The 20800-nt window shown below is 69.5% G+C and carries 16 protein-coding genes; 9 read left to right on the top strand and 7 right to left on the bottom strand.

Features of this window, described 5'->3' with window-relative positions; genetic code table 11:
• Genes ACWDTS_RS09055 through ACWDTS_RS09070 form a run of 4 tightly spaced genes read left to right on the top strand, consistent with a single transcriptional unit; the run spans position 1 to position 3667 of the window.
• On the top strand, positions 1-846 hold the full coding sequence (locus ACWDTS_RS09055; RefSeq protein WP_420750217.1) for an ABC transporter permease: 846 nt from the start codon (positions 1-3) through the stop codon (positions 844-846).
• Positions 836-1576: an ABC transporter ATP-binding protein gene (locus ACWDTS_RS09060; protein WP_248676673.1), complete on the top strand. Its 741-nt coding sequence runs from the start codon at positions 836-838 to the stop codon at positions 1574-1576. Before ACWDTS_RS09055 ends, ACWDTS_RS09060 begins: the two co-directional genes overlap by 11 nt.
• Positions 1577-1599: 23 nt before the next feature.
• Complete coding sequence (locus ACWDTS_RS09065) at positions 1600-2667, top strand: PhnD/SsuA/transferrin family substrate-binding protein (RefSeq protein ID WP_450118014.1); 1068 nt, start codon at positions 1600-1602, stop codon at positions 2665-2667.
• A 43-nt stretch (positions 2668-2710) separates the two neighbouring features.
• Positions 2711-3667, top strand: a complete 957-nt coding sequence (locus tag ACWDTS_RS09070; RefSeq protein ID WP_450111694.1) for a TauD/TfdA dioxygenase family protein — start codon at positions 2711-2713, stop codon at positions 3665-3667.
• Here the strand turns inward: ACWDTS_RS09070 and ACWDTS_RS09075 are convergent.
• Positions 3639-4787 carry a serine hydrolase domain-containing protein gene (locus ACWDTS_RS09075; protein WP_450111695.1) on the bottom strand — a complete coding sequence of 383 codons (1149 nt, stop codon included), beginning with the start codon at positions 4785-4787 and terminating at the stop codon, positions 3639-3641. The genes ACWDTS_RS09070 and ACWDTS_RS09075 overlap by 29 nt on opposite strands.
• 141 nt (positions 4788-4928) lie before the next feature.
• On the opposite strand from ACWDTS_RS09075, the gene ACWDTS_RS09080 reads away from it, so the two are divergent.
• Positions 4929-5840, top strand: coding sequence for a pseudouridine-5'-phosphate glycosidase (locus tag ACWDTS_RS09080; protein WP_197252389.1), 912 nt, complete (start codon positions 4929-4931; stop codon positions 5838-5840).
• Positions 5837-6865 (top strand): DNA polymerase IV, encoded by a 1029-nt coding sequence (locus tag ACWDTS_RS09085; protein WP_248675708.1) that lies wholly within the window; start codon positions 5837-5839, stop codon positions 6863-6865. Before ACWDTS_RS09080 ends, ACWDTS_RS09085 begins: the two co-directional genes overlap by 4 nt.
• A gap of 4 nt (positions 6866-6869) precedes the next feature.
• Here ACWDTS_RS09085 and ACWDTS_RS09090 read toward each other — a convergent pair whose 3' ends face one another.
• Positions 6870-7295 carry a PPOX class F420-dependent oxidoreductase gene (locus ACWDTS_RS09090; protein ID WP_197252388.1) on the bottom strand — a complete coding sequence of 142 codons (426 nt, stop codon included), beginning with the start codon at positions 7293-7295 and terminating at the stop codon, positions 6870-6872.
• Positions 7296-7343: 48 nt separating this feature from the next.
• Positions 7344-8045, bottom strand: a complete 702-nt coding sequence (locus tag ACWDTS_RS09095) for an alpha/beta fold hydrolase (protein ID WP_197252387.1) — start codon at positions 8043-8045, stop codon at positions 7344-7346.
• A gap of 324 nt (positions 8046-8369) precedes the next feature.
• Between ACWDTS_RS09095 and ACWDTS_RS09100 the strand changes: the two genes are divergently transcribed.
• Complete coding sequence (locus tag ACWDTS_RS09100; RefSeq protein ID WP_197252386.1) at positions 8370-9020, top strand: hypothetical protein; 651 nt, start codon at positions 8370-8372, stop codon at positions 9018-9020.
• Between the two features lie 9 nt (positions 9021-9029).
• On the opposite strand, the gene ACWDTS_RS09105 is transcribed toward ACWDTS_RS09100, so the two are convergent.
• Positions 9030-9689 carry a YoaK family protein gene (locus tag ACWDTS_RS09105; RefSeq protein WP_197252385.1) on the bottom strand — a complete coding sequence of 220 codons (660 nt, stop codon included), beginning with the start codon at positions 9687-9689 and terminating at the stop codon, positions 9030-9032.
• Between the two features lie 190 nt (positions 9690-9879).
• Between ACWDTS_RS09105 and ACWDTS_RS09110 the strand changes: the two genes are divergently transcribed.
• Positions 9880-10374, top strand: a complete 495-nt coding sequence (locus tag ACWDTS_RS09110) for a beta-class carbonic anhydrase (protein WP_197252384.1) — start codon at positions 9880-9882, stop codon at positions 10372-10374.
• Between the two features lie 9 nt (positions 10375-10383).
• Positions 10384-11070 carry an alpha/beta fold hydrolase gene (locus ACWDTS_RS09115; protein ID WP_197252383.1) on the top strand — a complete coding sequence of 229 codons (687 nt, stop codon included), beginning with the start codon at positions 10384-10386 and terminating at the stop codon, positions 11068-11070.
• Between the two features lie 13 nt (positions 11071-11083).
• Here the strand turns inward: ACWDTS_RS09115 and ACWDTS_RS09120 are convergent, their stop codons facing one another.
• From ACWDTS_RS09120 to ACWDTS_RS09130, 3 genes are all read right to left on the bottom strand, one after another.
• Positions 11084-13147, bottom strand: coding sequence for an elongation factor G-like protein EF-G2 (locus ACWDTS_RS09120; protein WP_450111697.1), 2064 nt, complete (start codon positions 13145-13147; stop codon positions 11084-11086).
• A gap of 135 nt (positions 13148-13282) precedes the next feature.
• On the bottom strand, positions 13283-15034 hold the full coding sequence (locus ACWDTS_RS09125) for a sulfite reductase subunit alpha (protein ID WP_450109831.1): 1752 nt from the start codon (positions 15032-15034) through the stop codon (positions 13283-13285).
• A complete protein-coding gene (locus ACWDTS_RS09130; protein ID WP_450109832.1) occupies positions 15031-20541 on the bottom strand; it encodes a glutamate synthase-related protein in 5511 nt (1836 codons plus the stop codon). Before ACWDTS_RS09130 ends, ACWDTS_RS09125 begins: the two co-directional genes overlap by 4 nt.
• Positions 20542-20800 lie beyond the last annotated feature (259 nt).

Below are 20800 nucleotides of genomic sequence, written 5' to 3' on the forward strand. Positions count from 1 at the left end.
ATGACCACCGTCCTCGAAAAGTCCTCGGCGGGAGTCGCTCTCGTCGATCCCACCGCGCTGTCCGCGCGCACCCAGCGCGCCTCGCGGGTGCCGCGGTCGGTGCAGCGCCTGCTCGGTCCGGTCCTGCTCGTCGTGGCCTGGCAGGTCGCGTCGAGCACCGGGTTCTTCGACGAACGCACGGTGCCCCGGCCGCTGTCGGTGCTGTCCGCGGCGTGGCGGCTCATCACCGACGGGTCGCTGGAGGAGCACCTGACGATCAGCCTGCTGCGCGTCGGCTACGGCCTGCTCATCGGCATCGCGCTCGGGCTGGTGCTCGCCGTGGTCTCCGGCCTGTCCCGCATCGGCGAGAACTTCGTCGACGCCAACATGGAAGTGCTGCGGGCGGTTCCGAACTTCGCGCTGGTACCGCTGCTCATCGTGTGGTTCGGCATCAGCGAGGTCCCGAAGGTCATCCTCATCGTCCTGGCGGTCGCGGTATCCATCTACATCAACACCTTCGCCGCGATACGCAGCGTCGACGCCGGGCTCGTCGAGGCGGCACGTTCGTTCGGGGTCGGCCGCGGCGAACTGATCCGCCGTGTCGTCCTGCCCGGCGCACTGCCCGGGTTCCTCGTCGGCCTGCGCCTCGCCCTCACCGGCGCGTGGCTCTCGCTGATCTTCGCCGAGACGATCAACGCGAAGAAGGGCCTGGGCCGCATGATGACCGACGCCCGCGAGTACTTCCAGATCGACGTCGTGTTCGTACTCATCGCGGTGTACGCAATCCTCGGGCTGCTCTCCATCGCGGTGGTGCGCTGGCTGGAGAACCGGCTGCTGACCTGGAGGCGAGCCTACGATGGCAACTGACCTGGTGGACAACGACACCCAGACGGTCGTTGTCGCGCGCGGTGTGCGACGGGTGTTCGGCGCGCAGACCGTCCTCGACGGTCTCGACGTCGAGATCGCCGCGGGCGAGTTCGTCGCGCTGCTCGGACGCAGCGGATCCGGCAAGTCGACCTTCCTGCGGGCGCTCGGCGCGCTGGACCCCGACGTCCAGGGCCACATCCGGGTGCCCGCGAAACAGGCGGTCGTGTTCCAGGAACCGCGTCTGCTGCCGTGGCAGAAGGTGCTGACCAACGTCACGATCGGACTGCCCAACAACGCCACGGTGCGCGAGCAGGGCCGCGCCGCGCTGGCCGAGGTGCACCTCGAGGACAAGGCCGGCGCGTGGCCGCGCACCCTCTCCGGCGGTGAAGCACAGCGCGTCGCGCTGGCGCGGGCACTCGTGCGCGAACCCCAATTGCTGCTTCTCGACGAACCTTTCGGTGCACTCGACGCGCTCACCCGCATCCGGATGCACGGCCTGCTGCTGCGGCTGTACCGCAAGTACCGGCCCGCGGTCCTGCTCGTCACCCACGACGTCGACGAAGCGATCCTGCTCGCGGACCGCGTGATCGTGCTGACCGACGGGGCGATCTCCCTGTCCACCCGCGTCGACGTGCCGCAGCCACGTTCTCGGGACTCGCGCGAATTCACCGCGCTGCGACGGCGACTGCTCGCCGAACTCGGTGTCGGCGACGAACCCGACGCTCGATAACTCACATCAGAAGGAACATGACGTTGCCTGGAATCAGACGGGCCCGGTGGGCATTGCTGCCCGCCCTCGCATTGACGATGCTCGCCTCCGCCTGCGGGCTGTCCGAATCCGAGGAGAGCGAAGCGCTCTCCGAAGCGACCATCGCGAACACCGTCGACGTCCCCGAGGGGACGGAACTCGTTGTCGCCGAGCAGAACGGGAACCAGTCGCTCGCATGGTCGCTGTCCGGCGCCGGAGCCGACGCGCCCTACGAGGTCACCTTCGCGGACTTCAGCGGCGGCCCCGCTGTCATCGAAGCGCTGCGTTCCGGCGCTGCCGACATCGGCTTCGTCGGCGAAGCGCCTGTTCCGATCGCCGTGTCCAACGGCATCGAGGACATCGTGGTCGTTGCGGGACAAGCGAATCCGGGAAGCAGCGGCGGCTACTACCTCGTCGCGCAGCCGGGCAGTGGCATCGAGACCCTCGAAGACCTGCGCGGCAAGCGCGTCGCATACCCGCCGGGCACCGGCCGTCAGATGATCACCGTCGGCCTGCTCGACCGGGCCGGTCTCGAACTCGGCACCGACGTCGAGGGCGTCGAACTCGCGGGATCGGAGGTGGTGCCGACGTTTGTCGCCGGTGCGGTCGATGCCGCGATCGTCCGCGGGAACCAGTACTACAAGATCGGCTCTCCGCCGATTCTCGGTGACGGAACCGGCATCAACACCGGCATCAGCGCGCTGGTGGTGCGGCGCGATGTCCTCGACGATCCCGTCAAGATCGCCGCGATCGGCGACTACGTCGGGCGGACGGTCGCGGCGACCAACTGGCAGGAAGCCAACCCCGGGCAGTGGGTCGAGGCGTACTACGTCGGTGTCCAGGGCATCACGTACGCGCAGGGCAAGGAACTGCTCGACAAGACCGGCATCGCGAAGTACTACCCGATCGAACCGAAGTTCACCGCACTGTTCCAGACCGTGTCGGACGGACTCCTCGACACCGGCATCATCGACCGGCCCGTCGACGTGGCTCCCTACCTCGACGACCGCTACAACTCGATCATCCAGGCGCAGAACGACACCGACGGAGTGGCGCTCACACCGCTTCCGTAGTCGTCTGCGACCGCACCCGAACCACACGAGAAGGAGCGACACCATGACCCAGGCCGCAACCCGCATCGAGGTGCGCCCGCAGTCCGGTTGGACCGGCGCCGAGATCCACGGACTCGACCTCACCCGCGAACTCACCACCGACGAGATCGCCACCGTCCGGCAGGCGCTGCTGCAGTGGAAGGTCGTGTTCTTCCGCGACCAGCACCTCGACCACGACCAGCACCTGCGGTTCGCGAACTACTTCGGCGCACCAACGCCCGCCCACCCCCTGTTCGATTCGATCCCGGACCCGAACTACCCGACGATCTACCCGATCTTCCGCGACCGCTTCAAGGCCCGGGTCGCGAGCACTTCCGGCTACGACCGGCCCGGCTGGCACGCCGACGTCACCGCCGCGGTGAATCCGCCGGCAGCGTCGATCCTGCGTGCGGAGGTGCTGCCCCCGTACGGTGGCGACACCCAGTGGTCCAACACCGTCGCCGCGTACGAAGGACTGTCGGCGCCGGTCAGGTCCCTCGCCGACGGCCTGCGCGCCGTGCACCGGTTCAGTCCCGGTGCGGGCACCACCCCCACCGAGGACTACCTGCGCAGGGTCGAGAAGCGGCCGCTCCTCACCGAACATCCGGTCGTGCGGGTGCACCCGGAGACGGGGGAGAAGGCACTGTACGTCAACCCCGGTTTCACGTCCCACATCGTCGGGGTGTCGCCGCACGAGAGCCGCCGGCTGCTCGAGCTGTTCTACGACGAGCTGGCGCGTCCGGAGTACACGGTGCGGTTCCGGTGGGCGCCGGGCTCGATCGCGTTCTGGGACAACCGCTCCAGCGTGCACCTCGCGCCGCGCGATCTCACCACCGACTACGATCGCCGGCTGTACCGGATCACCCTCGTCGGTGACGTTCCGGTCGGACCGGACGGCCGGGAGTCGGTGGCCCTCGAAGGCGAGCCGTTCGAGGCGTTCCGACCCTCCTCGGTTACTGGAGGTCCTGCTTCAGGGCGTTGACGACGGCGGTGACGGGGGCGGTGCCGTCGGCGGCAGGGATGTCGCTGTTGACCGCGGCGACCAGGATCGTGCCGGACGCCGGCAGGTATCCGGCATAGGTGTTGTACCCGGGGAGTTCGCCGGTGTGCTCGAGCCAGCCGTTCTCGATGCCCCAGCCGAAACCGTAGGCGCGTTCGGGGGTGGCCGGCGGGACGTCGTAGTTGAACGACTCGAGCCGGTACTGCTGGGTTTCGGGGTTGAGGATGCCCTCGCCGGTGCCGAGCGCCTTCGCCCAGCGCTGCAGGTCGTCGATGGAGGAGATCACGGCGCCGGCCGCCCATCCCCACGACGGGTTCCAGTTCGTGGCGTCGGCGGTCTCGCCCTCCGGCTGGCCCTGTTCGGTGATGCCGGACAGGTGCGGGTCGGGGAACGCCGCGTCGGAGGGCAGCGACGTCTCGGACATGCCGAGCGGACCGAACAGGTTCTCCTGGAAGTAGTCCGCGAGGCTCTGCCCGCTGACCTGTTCGACGACGAGACCGAGCGCGACGTAGTTCGAGTTGGAGTACTCGAACTGCTCGCCGGGCGCGAAGTTCGGCGGATCGCCGCGCACCACGTCGAGGAGTTGTTCCGGGGTCCACGGAGCGTCGGGGTTGGCGAACAGCTGTTGCTGGAACCCCTCGTCGAAGGTGTAGCTGGGGATTCCGCTGGTCATTGTGGCGAGCTGCTCGAGTGTCGCGATGTCTCCGTTGGGTAGGCCCGGCACGTATTTGCCGATCGGGTCCGTGAGTTCGAGCCGTCCGTCCTCCCACAACTGCAGGATCGCGGTGGCGGTCATCGTCTTGGTGAGACTGCCGACGCGCGTGTGGTCCTCCGCTGTCGGGGGCTGCTGGGTGTCGACGCCGGAGACACCCGCGGTCCCGGTCCATTCCCCCTCGGGGCCGATCACCCGCGCGATGACGCCGGGGAATCCGATCTCCCCGTGCAGGCTGTCGATGGTTTCCTGCAACCGGTCCGCCAGCGCGGACTCGGCGCTCTCCGGGGATTCCGTGCCCGTCGTGGGCGAGGTGGTCGTGTCGTCGCTGGTGCACGCGGAGGCCAGCGCGACGACGGCGGCGGCCAGGAAGATCGGGAGTCTGCGCATGGTGGGCTCCGATGGGACTGGATGGTCGCTTAGTCCGGTTCAGTATGCGGCGGGCTCGGCCGGACTGTCCGCGCGATCACCGAATCCGCCCGCGTCCCCGCGGCCCCGTCCTACCGTGTGGGGCGACGGATCGGAGTATCGATGAACCCGCTCATCCACGTGTCACCGCAGGTGCGGGACGCCGTCGCCGACGGGCGACCGGTCGTCGCGCTGGAATCGACGATCTTCACGCACGGGCTCACCCCGCCTCGCAATCTCGAGGTCGCGTTCGAGGCCGAACGGAACCTGCGCGACGCCGGCGTGGTGCCGGCGACCGTCGGCGTGGTCGGTGGCATCCCCACCGTGGGGTTGTCGGACGAGCAGATCACCGCGCTCGGATCGGAGCCGGGCGTCGAGAAGCTCGGCGTCCGCGACCTTCCCGCCGCCGCGGCGAAAGGCATCTCGGGTGGCACGACCGTCGCCTCGACCGCGGTGCTCGCCCACCACGCGGGAGTGCGGGTCTTCGCGACCGGCGGCCTGGGCGGCGTCCACCGCGGCGCGGCGTCGACGTTCGACGAATCCGCCGACCTGACCACCCTGGCATCGGTACCGATCCTCGTCGTCAGCGCCGGAGTGAAATCGATCCTCGATATTCCGGCGTCCCTGGAACGCCTCGAAACCCTGAGCGTGCCCGTCGTCGGCTATCGGACGCGGCGGTTCCCCGGCTTCTACGTGCGCGACAGCGGTTGCGCGATCGACTATTCCGTGGAGTCGCCCGCCGAAGCCGCGGCGATCGTCGACGCCCGCGACCGTCTCGGCTCGAAAAGTGCTGTGCTGCTGGTCAATCCGGTGCCCGAACAGGACCAGCTCGATCCGGCGCTGCACGATCGGGTGCTGCGTGACGCCGAGCATGCCGCCGCGGCCGCCGGGGTCACGGGGAAGGCGACGACCCCGTTCCTGCTCGCCCACCTGCATCACGCCACCGGTGGCCGCAGCCTCGACGTGAACGTCGCGGTCTACCGCGCGAACGTCGCCCTCGCCGCGTCGGTGGCCGTCGAATTGGCATCCGGGTGACCGGGCACTGGGTGTTGCACGTCGACCTCGACCAGTTCATCGCCGCGGTCGAGGTACTGCGCAACCCCGACCTGGCGGGGCGGCCGGTGATCGTCGGCGGTCGCGGCGACCCGACCGAACGGGGTGTCGTGTCCACGGCGTCCTACGAGGCCCGCGAGCACGGCGTCGGGTCCGGGATGCCGCTGCGGACCGCGGCCCGCAAGGTCCCCGACGCGGTGTTCCTGCCCGTCGACGCGGACACCTACACCGAGGTGTCGAACGTCGTGATGGACACGTTGCGCGGGCTCGGCGTCGTCGTCGAGGTCCTCGGCTGGGACGAGGCGTTCCTCGGGGTGGACACCGACGATCCGGAGGCGGTCGCGCGGACCGTGCAGACCGCGGTGTTCGACGCGACGGGACTGCATTGTTCGGTGGGCATCGGCGACAACAAGCTGCGCGCCAAGATCGCCACCGGCTTCGGCAAGCCGCGCGGCATGTTCCGGCTCACCCGCGACAACTGGTTCGCGGTGATGGGCGACCGCGGCACCGACGCGTTGTGGGGTATCGGCTCGCGCACCGCGAAGAAACTCGACGCGCTCGGGATCCGCACCGTGCGGGATCTCGCGATGGCGTCGGAAGCGGACCTGGCGGCGCGGTTCGGACCGAAGACCGGGCCGTGGCTCGTCGGACTGGGACGTGGGGTCGGCGGCGCGACCGTGACGGCCGAGCCGTGGGTCGCGCGGTCGCACGGGCGGGAGGTGACGTTCCAGCACGACGTGAGCGACTGGGCGGAACTCGCCGAACATGCGCGCCGGCTCGCGGTCCGCGCCACCGAGGACATCCGCGCCGAGCAGCGACCGGGCGTGCGGGTGGAGGTCAAGCTCCGGTACGCGCCGTTCACCACCCACACCACCGGCCGGGCCCTGCCCGAACCGACGTTGGACTCGCAGGTCGTCTCGGACGCCGCGGTCGCGTTGCTGGACCGGTTCGATCACGACCGGAAAGTACGGCTGATCGGGGTGCGGGTCGTGATGGTCGAGCCGTGAGCGGTCAGCGGGACATGCCGTAGAACCGTTCGACGCGCACCCGCAGCAGCAGCCGCCGTTCGGTCACCATCGCCGCGCGGAACTCGTTCCAATCCGGATGCTCGCCCTGCAGTTGCCGATACTGCTCGACCAGCTGTTCGACGGTCTCATCGTGCGGAAGTGCCGCGACCGGGGACAACTCGGCGTAACCCTCCGCGACCGCGTACGACCAGCCGTCGGCGGAGTCGACGAACATGCTCACGCGCGGGTCGCGGCGCATGTTGCGGGTCTTGGCGCGGTCGTCGGTCACCGAGACGGAGAACGTGCGGGTGCGGGGGTCGTAGTGGTGCAGGATGTTCGACAGCTGCGGCCGTCCGTCCCGCTTGAGGGTGACGAGCGTCGCGACCTTGGTGGTGGTGAACAGCGCTTCGAGCGGATCGGTCGATGCCATGCGTCCAGCCTAGAGCCGTGGTGGGTCGAGTTCGGATGATTCTGTGTATCAGACGGTTTCGAGTGACGAGCCGATGATCTCGGCGAGTTCGCGTGGCGCGTCGTTGTGCACGGTGTGACCGGCGTGCGGCACCGCGAGGATTCGCGCGGCCGGATTGCGCCGCCGGACCTCGTCGGCATCGGAATCGGACACGAAATCCGATGCGCCACCACGGATCAGCGTCAGCGGAACCCCGATGCCCGCTAGATCGTCCCACAGCGCCGACAGATCCTGGCCGTCGTCGAGCACCGCCGAGGGCGTCACGTCGAGAACGATCGCGCGGCGCACCAGTTCCGGAACGATCGCGGCGAGACGGATCGTCGTGAGACCGCCGAGGGAAGCGCCCACCACGGCTTCGGCTTCGGGTGCCCAGCGGCGGACGGCGTGTGCCACCGCGTCGGCCGCGTTCCAGGGGGAGTGGTCGGGGTGGTCGAGCGGCGTCGAATGTCCGTGCCCGGGCAGGTCGACGGCGAGCGCGGGCAGTCCCAGCGCGAGATTGAGTGCATCCCAGGTGTGGGCGTCCTGACCGCTGTCGTGCAGGAACACGATACGAGGCGGTTCGGTGGCCCAGAGCAGCGAGCTCACGTGCACGCCCTCGCGGATGTCGGTGCCGACACGCTGCACCACCGGTGGAGCATCGAGTGTCAGCCCGAGTTCGGCGGCGTTCCGGGGGAGCTGTGCGAATTCGTCGTCCTGGAAATGCGAGACCATGGGGTCCTTTCCGCGCTCGAAGCCGGTGCGCAAAGTTGACGGCAGGAACACATCCTATTTTCTCGGCGCCGTTCCGGCCGGATAGTTGTGCCCGAGCACAGACGGACGGGTGCTCGGCTGCCGGTCGCTGCCGGGGTCTCCAATCCGGTTGCGTATCGGCCCGGAACGACGGTGGACGTCCCGAAAATTCGGTACACCGACCGTCGACTCGGACCCTGCACGGCGGGTCCGGTCCTCGGATGACGGCGAAACGCCCGTGCGCATCGAGGGCCGAACCTTAAGATCGAGAGGTCCGACTGCACGCGAACTCGTCGAGGTATCGCCATGGCCGACGACATCGAGAACGCCCGACGCTCGTCCCCGCAGCAAGGTCGGTTCCCACCGGTCGTGGAGGGACTGCTCGACAGTCCGCTCGCCGGTCTCGCCCCATGGATCGTGCTCGCCGTCTTCGAGGGACCGGGCAGTATCGCGTGGGTCGCGGCCGTGGCACTGGGCCTGTCGGTCCTGTTCCTCGTCCTGGACCTGATCCGTGGCCGGTCGCTGAAACTGCTCGGTGTGGTGGACGTCGTGTTCTTCGCGGCGTTGCTGATCACCCACTTCTCGCTGAGCGTGGACAACCAGATGTGGCTCGAGACGTGGATCGGTGAGATCGCGAACATCACGCTGGTGCTCATCGCGGTCGGATCGATGCTGGCGCGGAGGCCGTTCACGATCCAGTACGCGCGGGAGGAGGTCGATCCGCAGTACTGGGATTCGCCGGTGTTCCTGCGCACCAACTACGTCATCACCGGGGCGTGGGCTCTCGCCTTCCTCGTCGCGGCGGCTGCGGGGTGGTACGGCGACGCGGTGCTCCACGACGACGACAACATCTGGACGGGATGGGTGATCCAGGTCGCGGCGATGGTCGCCGCGATCAAGTTCTCCGCCTGGTATCCCGACCGGGTCGGCGAGCGGACGGGCGACGCAACGGAATGACGGCCGCCGTCAGTCCTGTTCGTCGAGGTGGAACAACACGAGGGTGACGGTCAGGATCAGGGCGGGGACCCACGCTGCCTGCCCGCCGATCCACTGGGACACGAGTGCACCGAAGACCGCGCCGCCCGCGAACGACGCGCAGATCGCGCCGTAGACGGCGGTGTGGCGGCGGGCCACCTCGTCGTGGTCGACGAACCCGCGGAACCAGGCCTCGGTGAGCCGCATCAGATTTCCGGTCGTGGCGATGGACATGTAGGTCAGCTCGCCGATCATGCGATACAGACCCATCTGCAGTGCCGCGACGAACGCGATGGGGACGGTGACCGCCGCGGCGTGGACGCTGTCCGGCAGGAACCCCACGATCACGAGGATGATCACCTGCAGGCCCGTCGCCCAGCGCAGCGGGCGGGTGAGGCGGCGTTCGATGCGGCCGGTCTTGACGAGCATCGCGACCGCGATGCCGACGAGGAACGCGAGGATCGGATACAGGTGCGCGAGCGCGTCGCGCCATTGTGCCTCGGCGAAATCGATGCCCATCAGGATCACGTTGGCGGTCTGCGTGTTCGCGAAGACACCGTCGCGGGTGATGAACGTGTATGCGTCGAGGTAGCCGCCGACCATCGTGAGAATGACGGCGAACCGAAGGGAAGTCGAGGTCTGCGTCGCCATGAACCGGGTTCCTCCGCCCGAGGTGCTTCGACCACCATAGGGCCACCGGCGGGGAGCTTGCACAGTTTTCGGCGCCCGTCCAGAGTACGGAGCGCGCAGATCCGAATCCTGTTGCATGAACAGCCGGGCGGAGGACCATGGACCACGGTGTCCGCGCTCGCGGACGCCGGGTCGACGAGAGGCACAGCCCATGACTGTCACCGACGAATACCTCGAGAACAACAGGAAGTACGCCGAGTCCTTCACCGGCCCGCTTCCGCTGCCTCCCAGCAAGCACGTCGCGGTCGTGGCGTGCATGGACGCGCGGCTGGACGTCTACCGGGCCCTGGGAATCGGCGAAGGCGAATCCCACGTGATCCGCAACGCCGGTGGTGTCGTGACCGACGACGAGATCCGGTCCCTCGCCATCAGCCAGCGACTGCTCGGTACCCGGGAGATCATCCTCATCCACCACACCGACTGCGGCATGCTCACATTCACCGACGACGAGTTCAAGCGGTCGATCCAGGACGAGATCGGCATCAAACCGTCCTGGTCGCCCGAGTCCTTCCCGGACGTCGAGGAGGACGTGCGGCAGTCGCTGCGCCGCATCGAGGACAGCCCGTTCATCACCCAGACCGAATCGTTGCGCGGCTTCGTCTTCGACGTTGCCACGGGTCGGCTGAGCGAGGTGAAGCCCGACTGAGGGGACGCGATGGCGACCTTCGTACTGCTGCCCGGTGCCGGATCGGACTCGTGGTACTGGCATCGGGTGGTGCCGCTGCTGCAGGAACTGGGGCACACCGCGATTCCCGTCGACCTGCCGTACTCCGACGACGCCGCCGGACAGTACGAGTACGCCGACGTGGTGGTCGCCGCGGCCCGGGACGCGCAGCCGCCGCTGGTCCTGGTCGGTCAGTCCATGTCCGCGTTCACCGCAGTGATCGCGGCGGAGCGGCTGGTCGTCGACCGGCTGATCCTCGTCGCGCCGATGATCCCGGCTCCCGGCGAGTCACCCGGCGGATGGTGGAGCGCAGTCGGTCAGGAGCAGGCCCGACGTGCACAGGACATCGCGGACGGGCGTGACCCCGACCTTCCCTTCGATCCGCGCGAACTGTTCTTCCACGACGTGCCCGCCGAGATCGTCGCGGAAGCGTTCACGCACGAAGCGCCCGTGCTCTCGGATTCGGCGTTCGAACCGGCGTGGCGCGCCGACCGATGGCCGGATGTGCCGGTGCGGGTGGTCGCCGGCCGTCACGACCGGTTGTTTCCGCTCGATCTCATCCGGCGGATCGCCCGCGAGCGGGTCGGCGTGGAACCGGACGTCCTCGACAGCGGTCACCTGGTGGCGCTGGTGTGTCCGCGCGAACTCACCGATCTGCTGGTCGCGTCGGTGCCGTGACTCTTGCGTGGCCTCAGTGTCCGTTGCCGTTGCCGGCGCTCGTGTGCTGCGCGGCGAGGGATTCGGGCATCGGTTCGTGGCGCAGGTAGCCGCGCGCGAACTCGGCGGTGCCCTGCGTCAGGGCGCGCAGGTCGACGGGATAGCGCGTCAGTTCCAGTTCGGGAACCTCGGCGCGCAGCAGGGTCGTGCCCGGACCCGCGTTCTCGGTGCCCAGAACCCGGCCGCGCCGGGCCGAGAGGTCGCCGAGGACCGCGCCGAGATAGTCGTCGGGGACCACGACCTTGACCGCGTCCACGGGTTCGAGCACCCGCACCGTCGTGTGGGTGGAGGCGTCGCGCAACGCGAGTCCCGCGGCGGCCTGGAACGCCGCATCCGACGAGTCGACCGAGTGGGCCTTGCCGTCGACGAGCGTGACCTTGACGTCGACGAGCGGATGACCGGTCGCGACACCCTTGGCGGTGGCGCTGCGCACGCCCTTCTCGACGGACGGGATGAACTGGCGGGGCACGGCGCCGCCGACGACGTGCTCCTCGAACTGGACACCGCTGCCGACCGGTAGCGGCTCGACCTCGATGTCGCACACCGCGTACTGGCCGTGCCCGCCGGACTGTTTCACCAGCCGGCCGTGCCCCTTCGCGGGACCGGCGAACGTCTCGCGCAACGCGACCCGGTAGTCGACGATGTCGACGTTCACCCCGTGCCGGTTGCGGAGCCGGTCGAGGACGACTTCGGCGTGGGCCTCGCCCGTGCACCACAACACCAATTGGTGTGTGTCGGGATTGTTTTCGAGGCGCACCGCCGGATCCTCGGCGGTCAGCCGGGACAGGGCCTGGGCGAGCTTGTCGTCGTCGCTTCGGGTGTGGCCCTCGACGGCGACCGGCAGCAGCGCCTCCGGCAGCGGCCACGGATCGAGGACGACGGGATGGTCCGGGTCGCAGAGGGTGTCGGCGGGTACGGCGTTGCCGAGTTTGCCGATGCACACCAGGTCCCCGGCGACCGCCTCCGGCACCGGCCGCTGTTGCTTGCCGAACGGGCTGGTCAGCGTCGGGATCCGTTCGGTGGTCTCCTCGGTGTGGCCGGGCCCGCTCAACCGAACGAACGTGTCGGGGCGCAGCCTGCCGGAATAGACGCGCACGAGGCTGATCCGCCCCACGTACGCGTCGCCGGTGACGCGTACGACCTGCGCGGCCAGCGGGGCGTCCGGATCGGCGAACGGGGCGCCGGGCCGACGGTGCGTCGGGTCGGGGAACACCGCCGCGATCAGGTCGAGGAGCTCGGCGGCACCCACCCCGTAGTCGGTGGCGGCGGATGCGGGATGCAGTGTGCACGAGATCATTTCGCGTCGGATGCCGTCGGCGAGGGAATCGGTGTCGAGGGTTTCACCCGCCAGGTAGCGCTCCATGAGGGTGTCGTCCTGCCCCGAGATCGCCTCGACCAGACTCTCCCGGATCTGCCCCAGATCCGGGGTCTGGCCGGGGTCACCGTAGGTGCGGCCGAGCAGCACGTCCACCGACCCGCACGGCCGGGAGCCGTCGTACGCCGGTACGAACACCGGGCGCAGGGTGTCGGGTCCGAGACCGAACGCGTCGTGGCATTCGGTGAGCATCTCCTCGTAGCCGCTGCGCGCGATATCGAGTTTGGTGACGACGATGCCGCGGGGGAGTCCGGCCTCGGCGCATTCCCGCCACAGCGCGCGGGTCGCGGCGCTGATCGGGTCGGTCGCGGAGACGACGAACACCGCCGAATCCGCGGCGCGCAGGCCCGCGCGGACCTCGGCGTCGAAGTCCGGGTGGCCCGGCGTGTCGATCAGGTTGATCTTGGTGCCGTTCCATTCCAGCGGGATCATGGCGAGCTGCACCGATCGCCGGTGCTGCTGTTCGATCGGTTCGAAGTCCGAGATGGTGGTGCCGTCCACGGTGCGGCCGGCACGCCCGATGGCGCCGGCGGCGAGCGCGAGCGATTCGGCGAGGGTGGTCTTGCCGACCCCACTGCATCCGATCAGAACGACGTTGCGCAGTTGGTCCGGGCGTTCGACGACAGGCGCCCGTTCGGTTCGCGCCGAGGTTCGGTCGGGCATCGGAGTCTCCTCCCGTGGCATCCGTGCCACCGCTCGACACGGCCTCCGACCAGGGTAACCGTGCGGCTGTGCCGCCCGTGTGCCTTTGTGGCGGTTGGGGTCGCCACAAAGGCACACGGGCGGCGGAGCCGCACCTCAGTACACGTCGCGCACGTACCGCTTCTCGCGCTTGAGGTTGGTCACGTACTCGGCGGCGTCTTCCTCCGACAGACCGCCGTGCTCGGCGACGATCTCGTGCAGCGCCCGGTCGACGTCCTTCGCCATCCGGGAGGCATCGCCGCAGATGTAGAAGTGGCCGCCGTCCTCGAGCCACGCGAACAGCTCGGCGCCGTGCTCCTTCATCCGGGTCTGCACGTAGATCTTCTCGGCCTGGTCGCGGGAGAACGCCAGGTCCAGGCGGGTCAGGACACCGGACTCGACGAACTCGGTCAGCTCGTCCTCGTACACGTAGTCGCACGCGCGTTTCTGGTCGCCGAAGAACAGCCAGTTCCGTCCGGTCGCGCCCCGCGCGCGGCGTTCCTGCAGGAAGCCCCGGAAGGGCGCGATCCCGGTGCCCGGACCGACCATGATCATCGGGGCGGTGTCGTCGGCGGGGACCCGGAACGCCTTGTTCTTCGTGACGAAGACCCCGGCGATGCCGTTCTCGCCGACCCGGTCGGCCAGGAACGTCGAGCACACACCGCGACGTTCGCGGCCGTCGGTGCCGTAGCGCACCGCCGCGACCGTCAGGTGCACGCTCTGTTCCGTCGCGTTCGGGCTCGACGAGATCGAATATGCGCGGTGCTGCAGCGGCTTGAGCAGCGACAGGAACTCCTCGGCGGACAGCTCGGGAGTCGGTTCCAGGCGCAGCACGTCGAGGATGTCGCGGCCCCACAGCCAGTCGTCGAGCGCGGCCTTGTCGCCGTGCCGCAGCACGTACGTCAGTTCCTCGTTGTGCGTGCGCTTCTCGACCTCCTCGAGCAGGTCGATGTTCGGCGCGGTGATCTCGTAGCTGCGGGTGAGCAGCTCGGTCAGGGTCTGCTCGTGCCCGGAGGGGACGACCGCGCCGTCCAGGCCGAGGGTGTCGAGCAGCGCCTGCACGAGGTCGGGATCGTTGACGGGCACCACGTTCAGGGCGTCGCCCGCCTCGTACTCGAGGCCCGACCCGGCGAGGTCGAACTCGTAGTGGCGGATCTCCTTGCCGGACCCCTCACCCGACAGCAGCCGGTTGACCGTCACGGTCGCGGGGAACGGATTCCTGCGGTTCCACTGCGACTTCGCGCGGGCCGGAGCCGGGGCCGCGACGGCCGCGGTGCCGTCGCCGTGGATGCCCTCGACGGCCGCGACGAGCGGCAGGGTCTCGGCGATCCAGGCGGCGGCGACGTCCTCGTAGTCGACGTCGCAGTCCACGCGCGGCACGATGCGCTGCGCCCCGAGCTGCTCGAGCCGCATGTCGATGAGCTTGCCGGCCTGGCAGAACCCGTCGTAGCCGGTGTCGCCGAGCGCGAGCACCGCGAAGTCCATGCCCTCGAGCCGCGGCGCGGACTCGGCCGACAGGGCCTCCCAGAACAGTTCGGCGTTGTCGGGCATCTCGCCCTCGCCGTAGGTCGACGTCACGATCAGCACGCGACCGAACGTCGCGAACCGGTCGAGGTCGACGTCGTCGAGCGCGCACACCGTCGGTGCGAATCCGTGGCTGCGGGCCGCGGCCGCGGTGTCCTCGGCGACGGATTCGGCGTTGCCGGTCTGCGATCCGTACAGGATGTGCAGCGCGGGCGCCGAACCCGCCGCGGTGGCGGTGTCGGGGCCGGTGGCGAGCAGACGGGTCTGCATGCCGGCGAGGAAGCCGGCGAGCCACGACCGCTGGTCCGTGGTGAACGGGGCGTCGGTGGGGATGAACGGGGTCATGCGGAAGCCACCTCCGTGGAAAGCTCGGGCGACTGAGCGAGCAGATCCGGCACCGCGTGACGCGCGAACAGTTCCTCGTAACCGGGCAGCCGGCCGATGGAGTCGTGGTTCTTCCTGTCCTGCAGGAGAATCCACCCGTAGGTGCCGGGGGTGTACACGGACCGGACGTTGCGCAACGCCAGCGACCGCTTGTAGTCGCCGAGGCGCTTGTCGGCGACGAGCACCGCGAGCTCCTCGTCGGTGCGCTCCGAGATCGCCTCGAGCGCGTACCGCTGCAGCTTCTTGACGAGGAAGAAGTCCTCGGTCAGCAGCAGGTTGCGCACCGCCTTCTGCACGGCCGGATCGGCGGCGTCGGTGGCGCCGGGGATGCGCTGCATCGCCATCGACTGGGCGGCGGCGAGCACCGTGTAGTTGTTGAGCAGCGCGAACATCGCCTCGCTGTCCGTGCCGTCCGGGGTGACGCCCCCGGCCACCGGCGTGCCCTGCCGGTAGTCGGTCTTGAACTTGCGGACCTGGTGCTCGACGAGGGCCGCGGCGACCTCATCGGCGAGTTCCTTGCGGGACTTCGCGGCGAGGATCTGCTCCGAGTCCTGGTACTGCAGCAGCGCCCGCGGCATGCCGTACACGAAGTGCGCCTGCTCGGTCTGCCAGTTGTCCAGCAGGAAGCGGGCTTTGACGGACCCGGTGGCCTCGACGTGCCGGTGCAGCAGTTCGAGCACGGCCGCGTTGTGGACCGCCGCCTGCGGATCGTCGCCGGTGACGGAACCGAGGACGATCGAGTCGGCGCTGGCCTTGCCGGGCAGCAGGCCCTCGGGGTCGTACTGGTAGACGAACCCGCCGGACATGCCGTTGCCCAGGCCCTTGCCGAATCCGCCGAGGTTGAGCACGACACCGTTGGTCATGTACTCGCACGCGAATTCGCCGACCCCCTCGACGACCGCGGCGGCACCGGAGTTGCGGACCGCGAACCGGTCGCCGGCCTGCCCCTGGACGAACAACCGGCCGCCGGTGGCACCGAACAACGCGAAGTTGCCGATGAGCACGTTGCCGCCGTGATCGGCGGAGCCGCCGCCGGGGGAGAGCACGACGATCTCGCCGCCGCACTGGCCCTTGCCGACGCCGTCGTTCGCGGTTCCAGTGTGCGCCAGCACCATTCCGTCGTTGCAGAACGCGCCGAACGACAGGCCGGCCGAGCCGGTGGTGGTGACGGTGACGGCGCCGTCGCGCAGCCAGCGGCGGCCGCGCTCGTCGCGCAGGGCCGCGGGGATCTCGCCGAGCTGCTCGTGGCCCAGCATCCGCTCGATGTCGATGGCGAGCTGCGCCCCGACGCTCTTGTTGCGGTTGGTCAGCGCGACACCGTCACCGAGCGCGACCGCGGTCTCGCCGGCGTCGACCAGCGCCGCCCGCAGCTCGGCGATCCAGCGGTCGTCGAGTTCGTAGTCCTTCTCCAGGTACACGGGGTTCTCGACCGAGACCTCCGGCACGACGGTCAGCATGGCCCGCAGGTCCAGCTTGCCGACGGACGACGGGTGGTCGAGCAGGTGCAGCAGATCCGAGCGGCCGCGGGCATCGCGCAGCGACCGCAGACCCAGCCGGGCCAGCACTTCGCGGGTCTCGTGCGCGACGTTGAGCAGGTACTGCGCCATCGCGCGCGGGTCACCGTCGAACACCTCGGGATTGGTGGTCAGACCGGCCGGGCACTTGACGTTGCAGTTCTTGGCCATGACGCACTTGAGCATCATCAGCGCGGTGGTGCCGAACTCGAAGCTGTCGGCGCCGAGCAGCGCGGAGGTGATCACGTCGGATGCGGTCTGGTGGGCACCGGAGCAGCGCAGCACCACCTTGTCGCGCAGGCCGTTCGCGCACAGCGCCTGGTGCACCTCGGCGATGCCGATCTCGGCGGAGCGGCCCGCGTACTTGAGCGAGGTGACGGACGCGGCGCCGGTGCCGCCGGTGTTGCCGGCGACGTTGATGACGTCCGCGCCGGCCTTCGCGACACCGACGGCGATGGTGCCGATGCCCTCGGAGGACACCAGCTTGACGATGACCCGGACCCGGGCGGCCTTGCAGTCGTGGATGAGCTGCGCGAGGTCCTCGATCGAGTAGGTGTCGTGGTGCGGCGGCGGCGACACCAGTTCGACGCCGGGCGTGGCACCGCGCGCGGCGGCGATCTCCACGGTCACCTTCGCGGCCGGCAGCTGCCCGCCTTCGCCGGGCTTGGCGCCCTGCGCGATCTTGATCTCGATCTCCTCGAGCATCGGGTCGGCGAGGTAACCGGCCCAGACCCCGAAGCGGCCCGACGCGAACTGCTTGATCCGCGACCCGCGGATCGTGCCGTAGCGGGAGATGTGCTCGCCGCCCTCACCGCAGTTCGACATGCCGCCGACCATGTTGGTGCCGTGCGCGACGGCCTCGTGGGCGTTGGAATTCAGGGCGCCGTGGCTCATCGCGCCGGACGCGAGGGTGCGGGTGATCTCGTGGGCGGGCTGCACCCGGTCCAGCGGCACGCTGTCCGGGGCCTTGCGGACCAGCGCGAGGTAGTCGCGGGCCTGCCCGGTGGCCTGCACGGTGACGGTGTCGCCGTAGCAGCGGTAGCCGAGGACCTCGTCGCCGAACCGGGCGACGAGGGACTGGGCGAGCGCCTCGAGCCGGTCGGCCTCGTCGGCGCGCGGGCCGGTCAGGCGCAGCACGAACTCCTCGTCGCCGACCCGGGCCGCCGAGAGGCCGCGCACCAGCATCGAGTTGTTGCCGTAGCGGGCGAAGCGGCCCATCTCGCGGCGGAACTCGTCGGCGGTGGTGGCGTAGGTGACGTCGGCCGGGGTCGCGAGGACGTCGCGCAGCGCGGCGGGACGCTGGGCCCGCTCGTCGGCCATGGTGCGCGCGAACGCTCGGTAGCCGGGAGTGATCTCGAACCGGTCGATCTCGTCGGCGGTCAGCGCCCGGAAACCGCCGTAGCGGTAGGCGTCGTCGTCGAGGCCGTGGGCGTCGCCGAGGCGGTGCAGCGGCAGCAGCCGCAGCGCGTCGGTCAGGTCGGGTTCGCCGTCCCGCTCGCCGCCGGGCAGCGTGATGGGCTCCTCGGTCATGTCGACGAAGCCGCGCACCGCGGTGGTGCCGTACGAGTGCCCGGCCCCCTCGGCGCGCTCCTTGAACAGGCCGAGCAGCGGCACGTCCTTCTCGGCCACGACCGTCAGGGCACGCTGGTGCCAATCGGCGACCGCCTGCGCGATCGTCGCGAATCCGACGCCACCGACCGGGGTCCGCACGTTCGGGAACCAGCGGCGCAGCACCGCGTCGTCGGTGTCGAGGTAGCTGGGTTCGAAGAACTCGCCGCCGATGTACGACTCGACGGTGCACAGGCCGACGCGGCCCATCGTCTTCATCAGCGACTTCTCGGCGGCCTTGCGGAACTTCAGGAAGGCGGCGTCGGCGTCGTCGCCGTACTTCTCCTCCGCGCGCATCTGCACCGTCAGCGGGTACACGGCGGCGGCGCCGAACCCGAGGGTCGCGGCGATGTGGTGCGAGGAGAAGAGCTGGCCGGACTCGACGATCACCGAGACCCGCAGCCGCAGGCCCTCGTCGATGAGCCGCTGGTTCACGGCGGAGGTGGTCAGGATCATCGGCAGCGCGGCACGGTCGGTCGCGACGTGCCGGTCGGTGAGCACCGCGATGCCACCGGATTCGCGGGCGAACGCGGCGATCTCGTCGGCGAGGGCCTCGACGGCCGCCTCGAGCGCGGCGGCGTTCGCGGCCGGATCGTCGAACACGGGCGTGAACAGCATCTGGAAGCGGCGCACCGGGGTGTCGGCCTGCTCGCGGATGCGGAGCATGTCCAGGTGGGTGAGGATCGGCGACGGCACCACGATCTGCCGGGCCTCCGCGGCACCGGAGCCGGGGCGGGCACCGAGCGCGACCCGCAGCGTCATGCCGTCGGCCTCGCGGATCGAGTCCAGCGACGGGTTGGTGACCTGCGCGAACCGCTGCGAGAAGTACTTGGCGACGCCGCCCTCCTGATCGGACAGGGCGTTGATGGCGTTGCCGTACCCCATCGCGGAGATCTTCTCGGTTCCCGACGCGAGCATCGGGTCGAGCATGAACCTGAACGATTCCTGGTTCAGCGAGTACGACACGTACCGCTGGTAGCGGTCGAGGTCGCCGTTGTAGCGCAGCGGCGAGCCCGCCTTCTCCGCGGGGATCTCGGGCAGCGACGCGAGCTCGGCGCGGGCGTCGGCCACCAGCGCCGGGTAGTCGCGGCGCGCGGCGAGCAGTTCGAGGGCCTCGACGGTGCCGAACGAGCGGCCCTGCTCGTGGTCGAAGTACAGCATGCCGCCGGCCTCGATGCGGCCGCGGCGCAGCACGGTCTCGGGCGCGAACCCGAACTGGCCGGCCTCGGAGGTCACGCCCAGGTACTCGGCGGTCTCGACGGTGCGCAGCGGACGCAGGCCGAGGCGGTCCAGGCGGGCGCCGACGACGCTGCCGTTGCCGAAGATCAGCGCGGCGGGACCGTCGTTCTTCTCCTCGTACAGCGAGAAGAACTCGAGCATCGCGCGCACCTGCGGCGACAGGGTGGTGTCGTTCTCCCACGCCGGCGGCATCATCTGCACGACCGCGGTCACCAGATCGAGATCGTCGTACACCAGCCGCGACGCGAGGGTCTGGTCGAAGCGGCAGCTGTCGGACTGTCCGGGCGGTCGGATGATGTTGCGGCCCAAGGCGCGAGCGAGCGCGCCCTCGAACAGACGGTTCTTGCGGTCGGTGTTCAGCTCGCCGTTGTGGGCCATGAGCCGGAACGGCTGCGCCATCGTCGGGTGCGGGTCGGTGTTGGTGGAGAACCGGGTGTGGAAGAAGAGGGTGTGCACCGCGTGCGCCGGATCGGTGAGATCGGCGAAGTAGGGGATGACCTCGTGAGAGTTCAAGCGTCCCTTGAGAACCTGGGTGCGTGCGCTGAGCGAGAGCGGGTACAGCCCGGCCAGCGCCGGATCGGTGTACGCCTGCGCCTCGACCGCGAGCAGCGCCTCGTGCAGGATCCGGTCGAATTCCTTTGCGCTGTCCACGGATTCGGGGCGCGCGAAGATCCACTGCCGGATCGGCAGCTGGTATGCGACGGCGGCCGGCCGCAGCACGCTGTCGTCGACCGGGACGTCGCGCACGGCGAGGACCTCGATGTCCTGCGCCGCGAGGGCCGCGCCGATCAGTTCCTCCGCCGCGGGGCGGGCGGCGGGATCGGTGGGGAGGAAGAAGTTGCCGACACCGAATTCGCCTGCGCGAAGGTTCTTTCCGGTGAGCTGCGAGAAGAACGCGACCGACAGGTCGACGTTGACGCCGGCGCCGTCGCCGACGCCCTCGGCGGACATGCCGCCGCGGTGCGGGACCACGCAGAGGGCTTCGTGGCCGAGGGTGAGGACCTCGTGCGTCTGCACGCCGTCCTTGCGGGTGATGAATCCGACGCCGCAGCTGCTCTTGTCGAGAGTGCTGTCGTACAGGCCGGTTCCGTCGGCATGCGTAAGCAACGGACGTCCTCCTCGGGTGGATCGTGCCGGCGGCCACGGAGGGGTGCGCCCGGGAATCCGGACTTCCGATGGTGGATGCCGACGTCTGAAATGAGGCAGACGTCGTTGTCTGGCAACCCGCGTGTAGCACGTTGGAAACCCGCGAGTGCCTGGCCAGCGTACCGCACCGCGTGCCCTGCGTGGACGCCACGTTCGTCACACCGGCCGAGCGAGCGCTCGGCTAAGCTGCAGGTCGGAGTGTTCCACGCCACATCAGGAC

The organism is Rhodococcus sp. NPDC003383 (assembly GCF_053589115.1).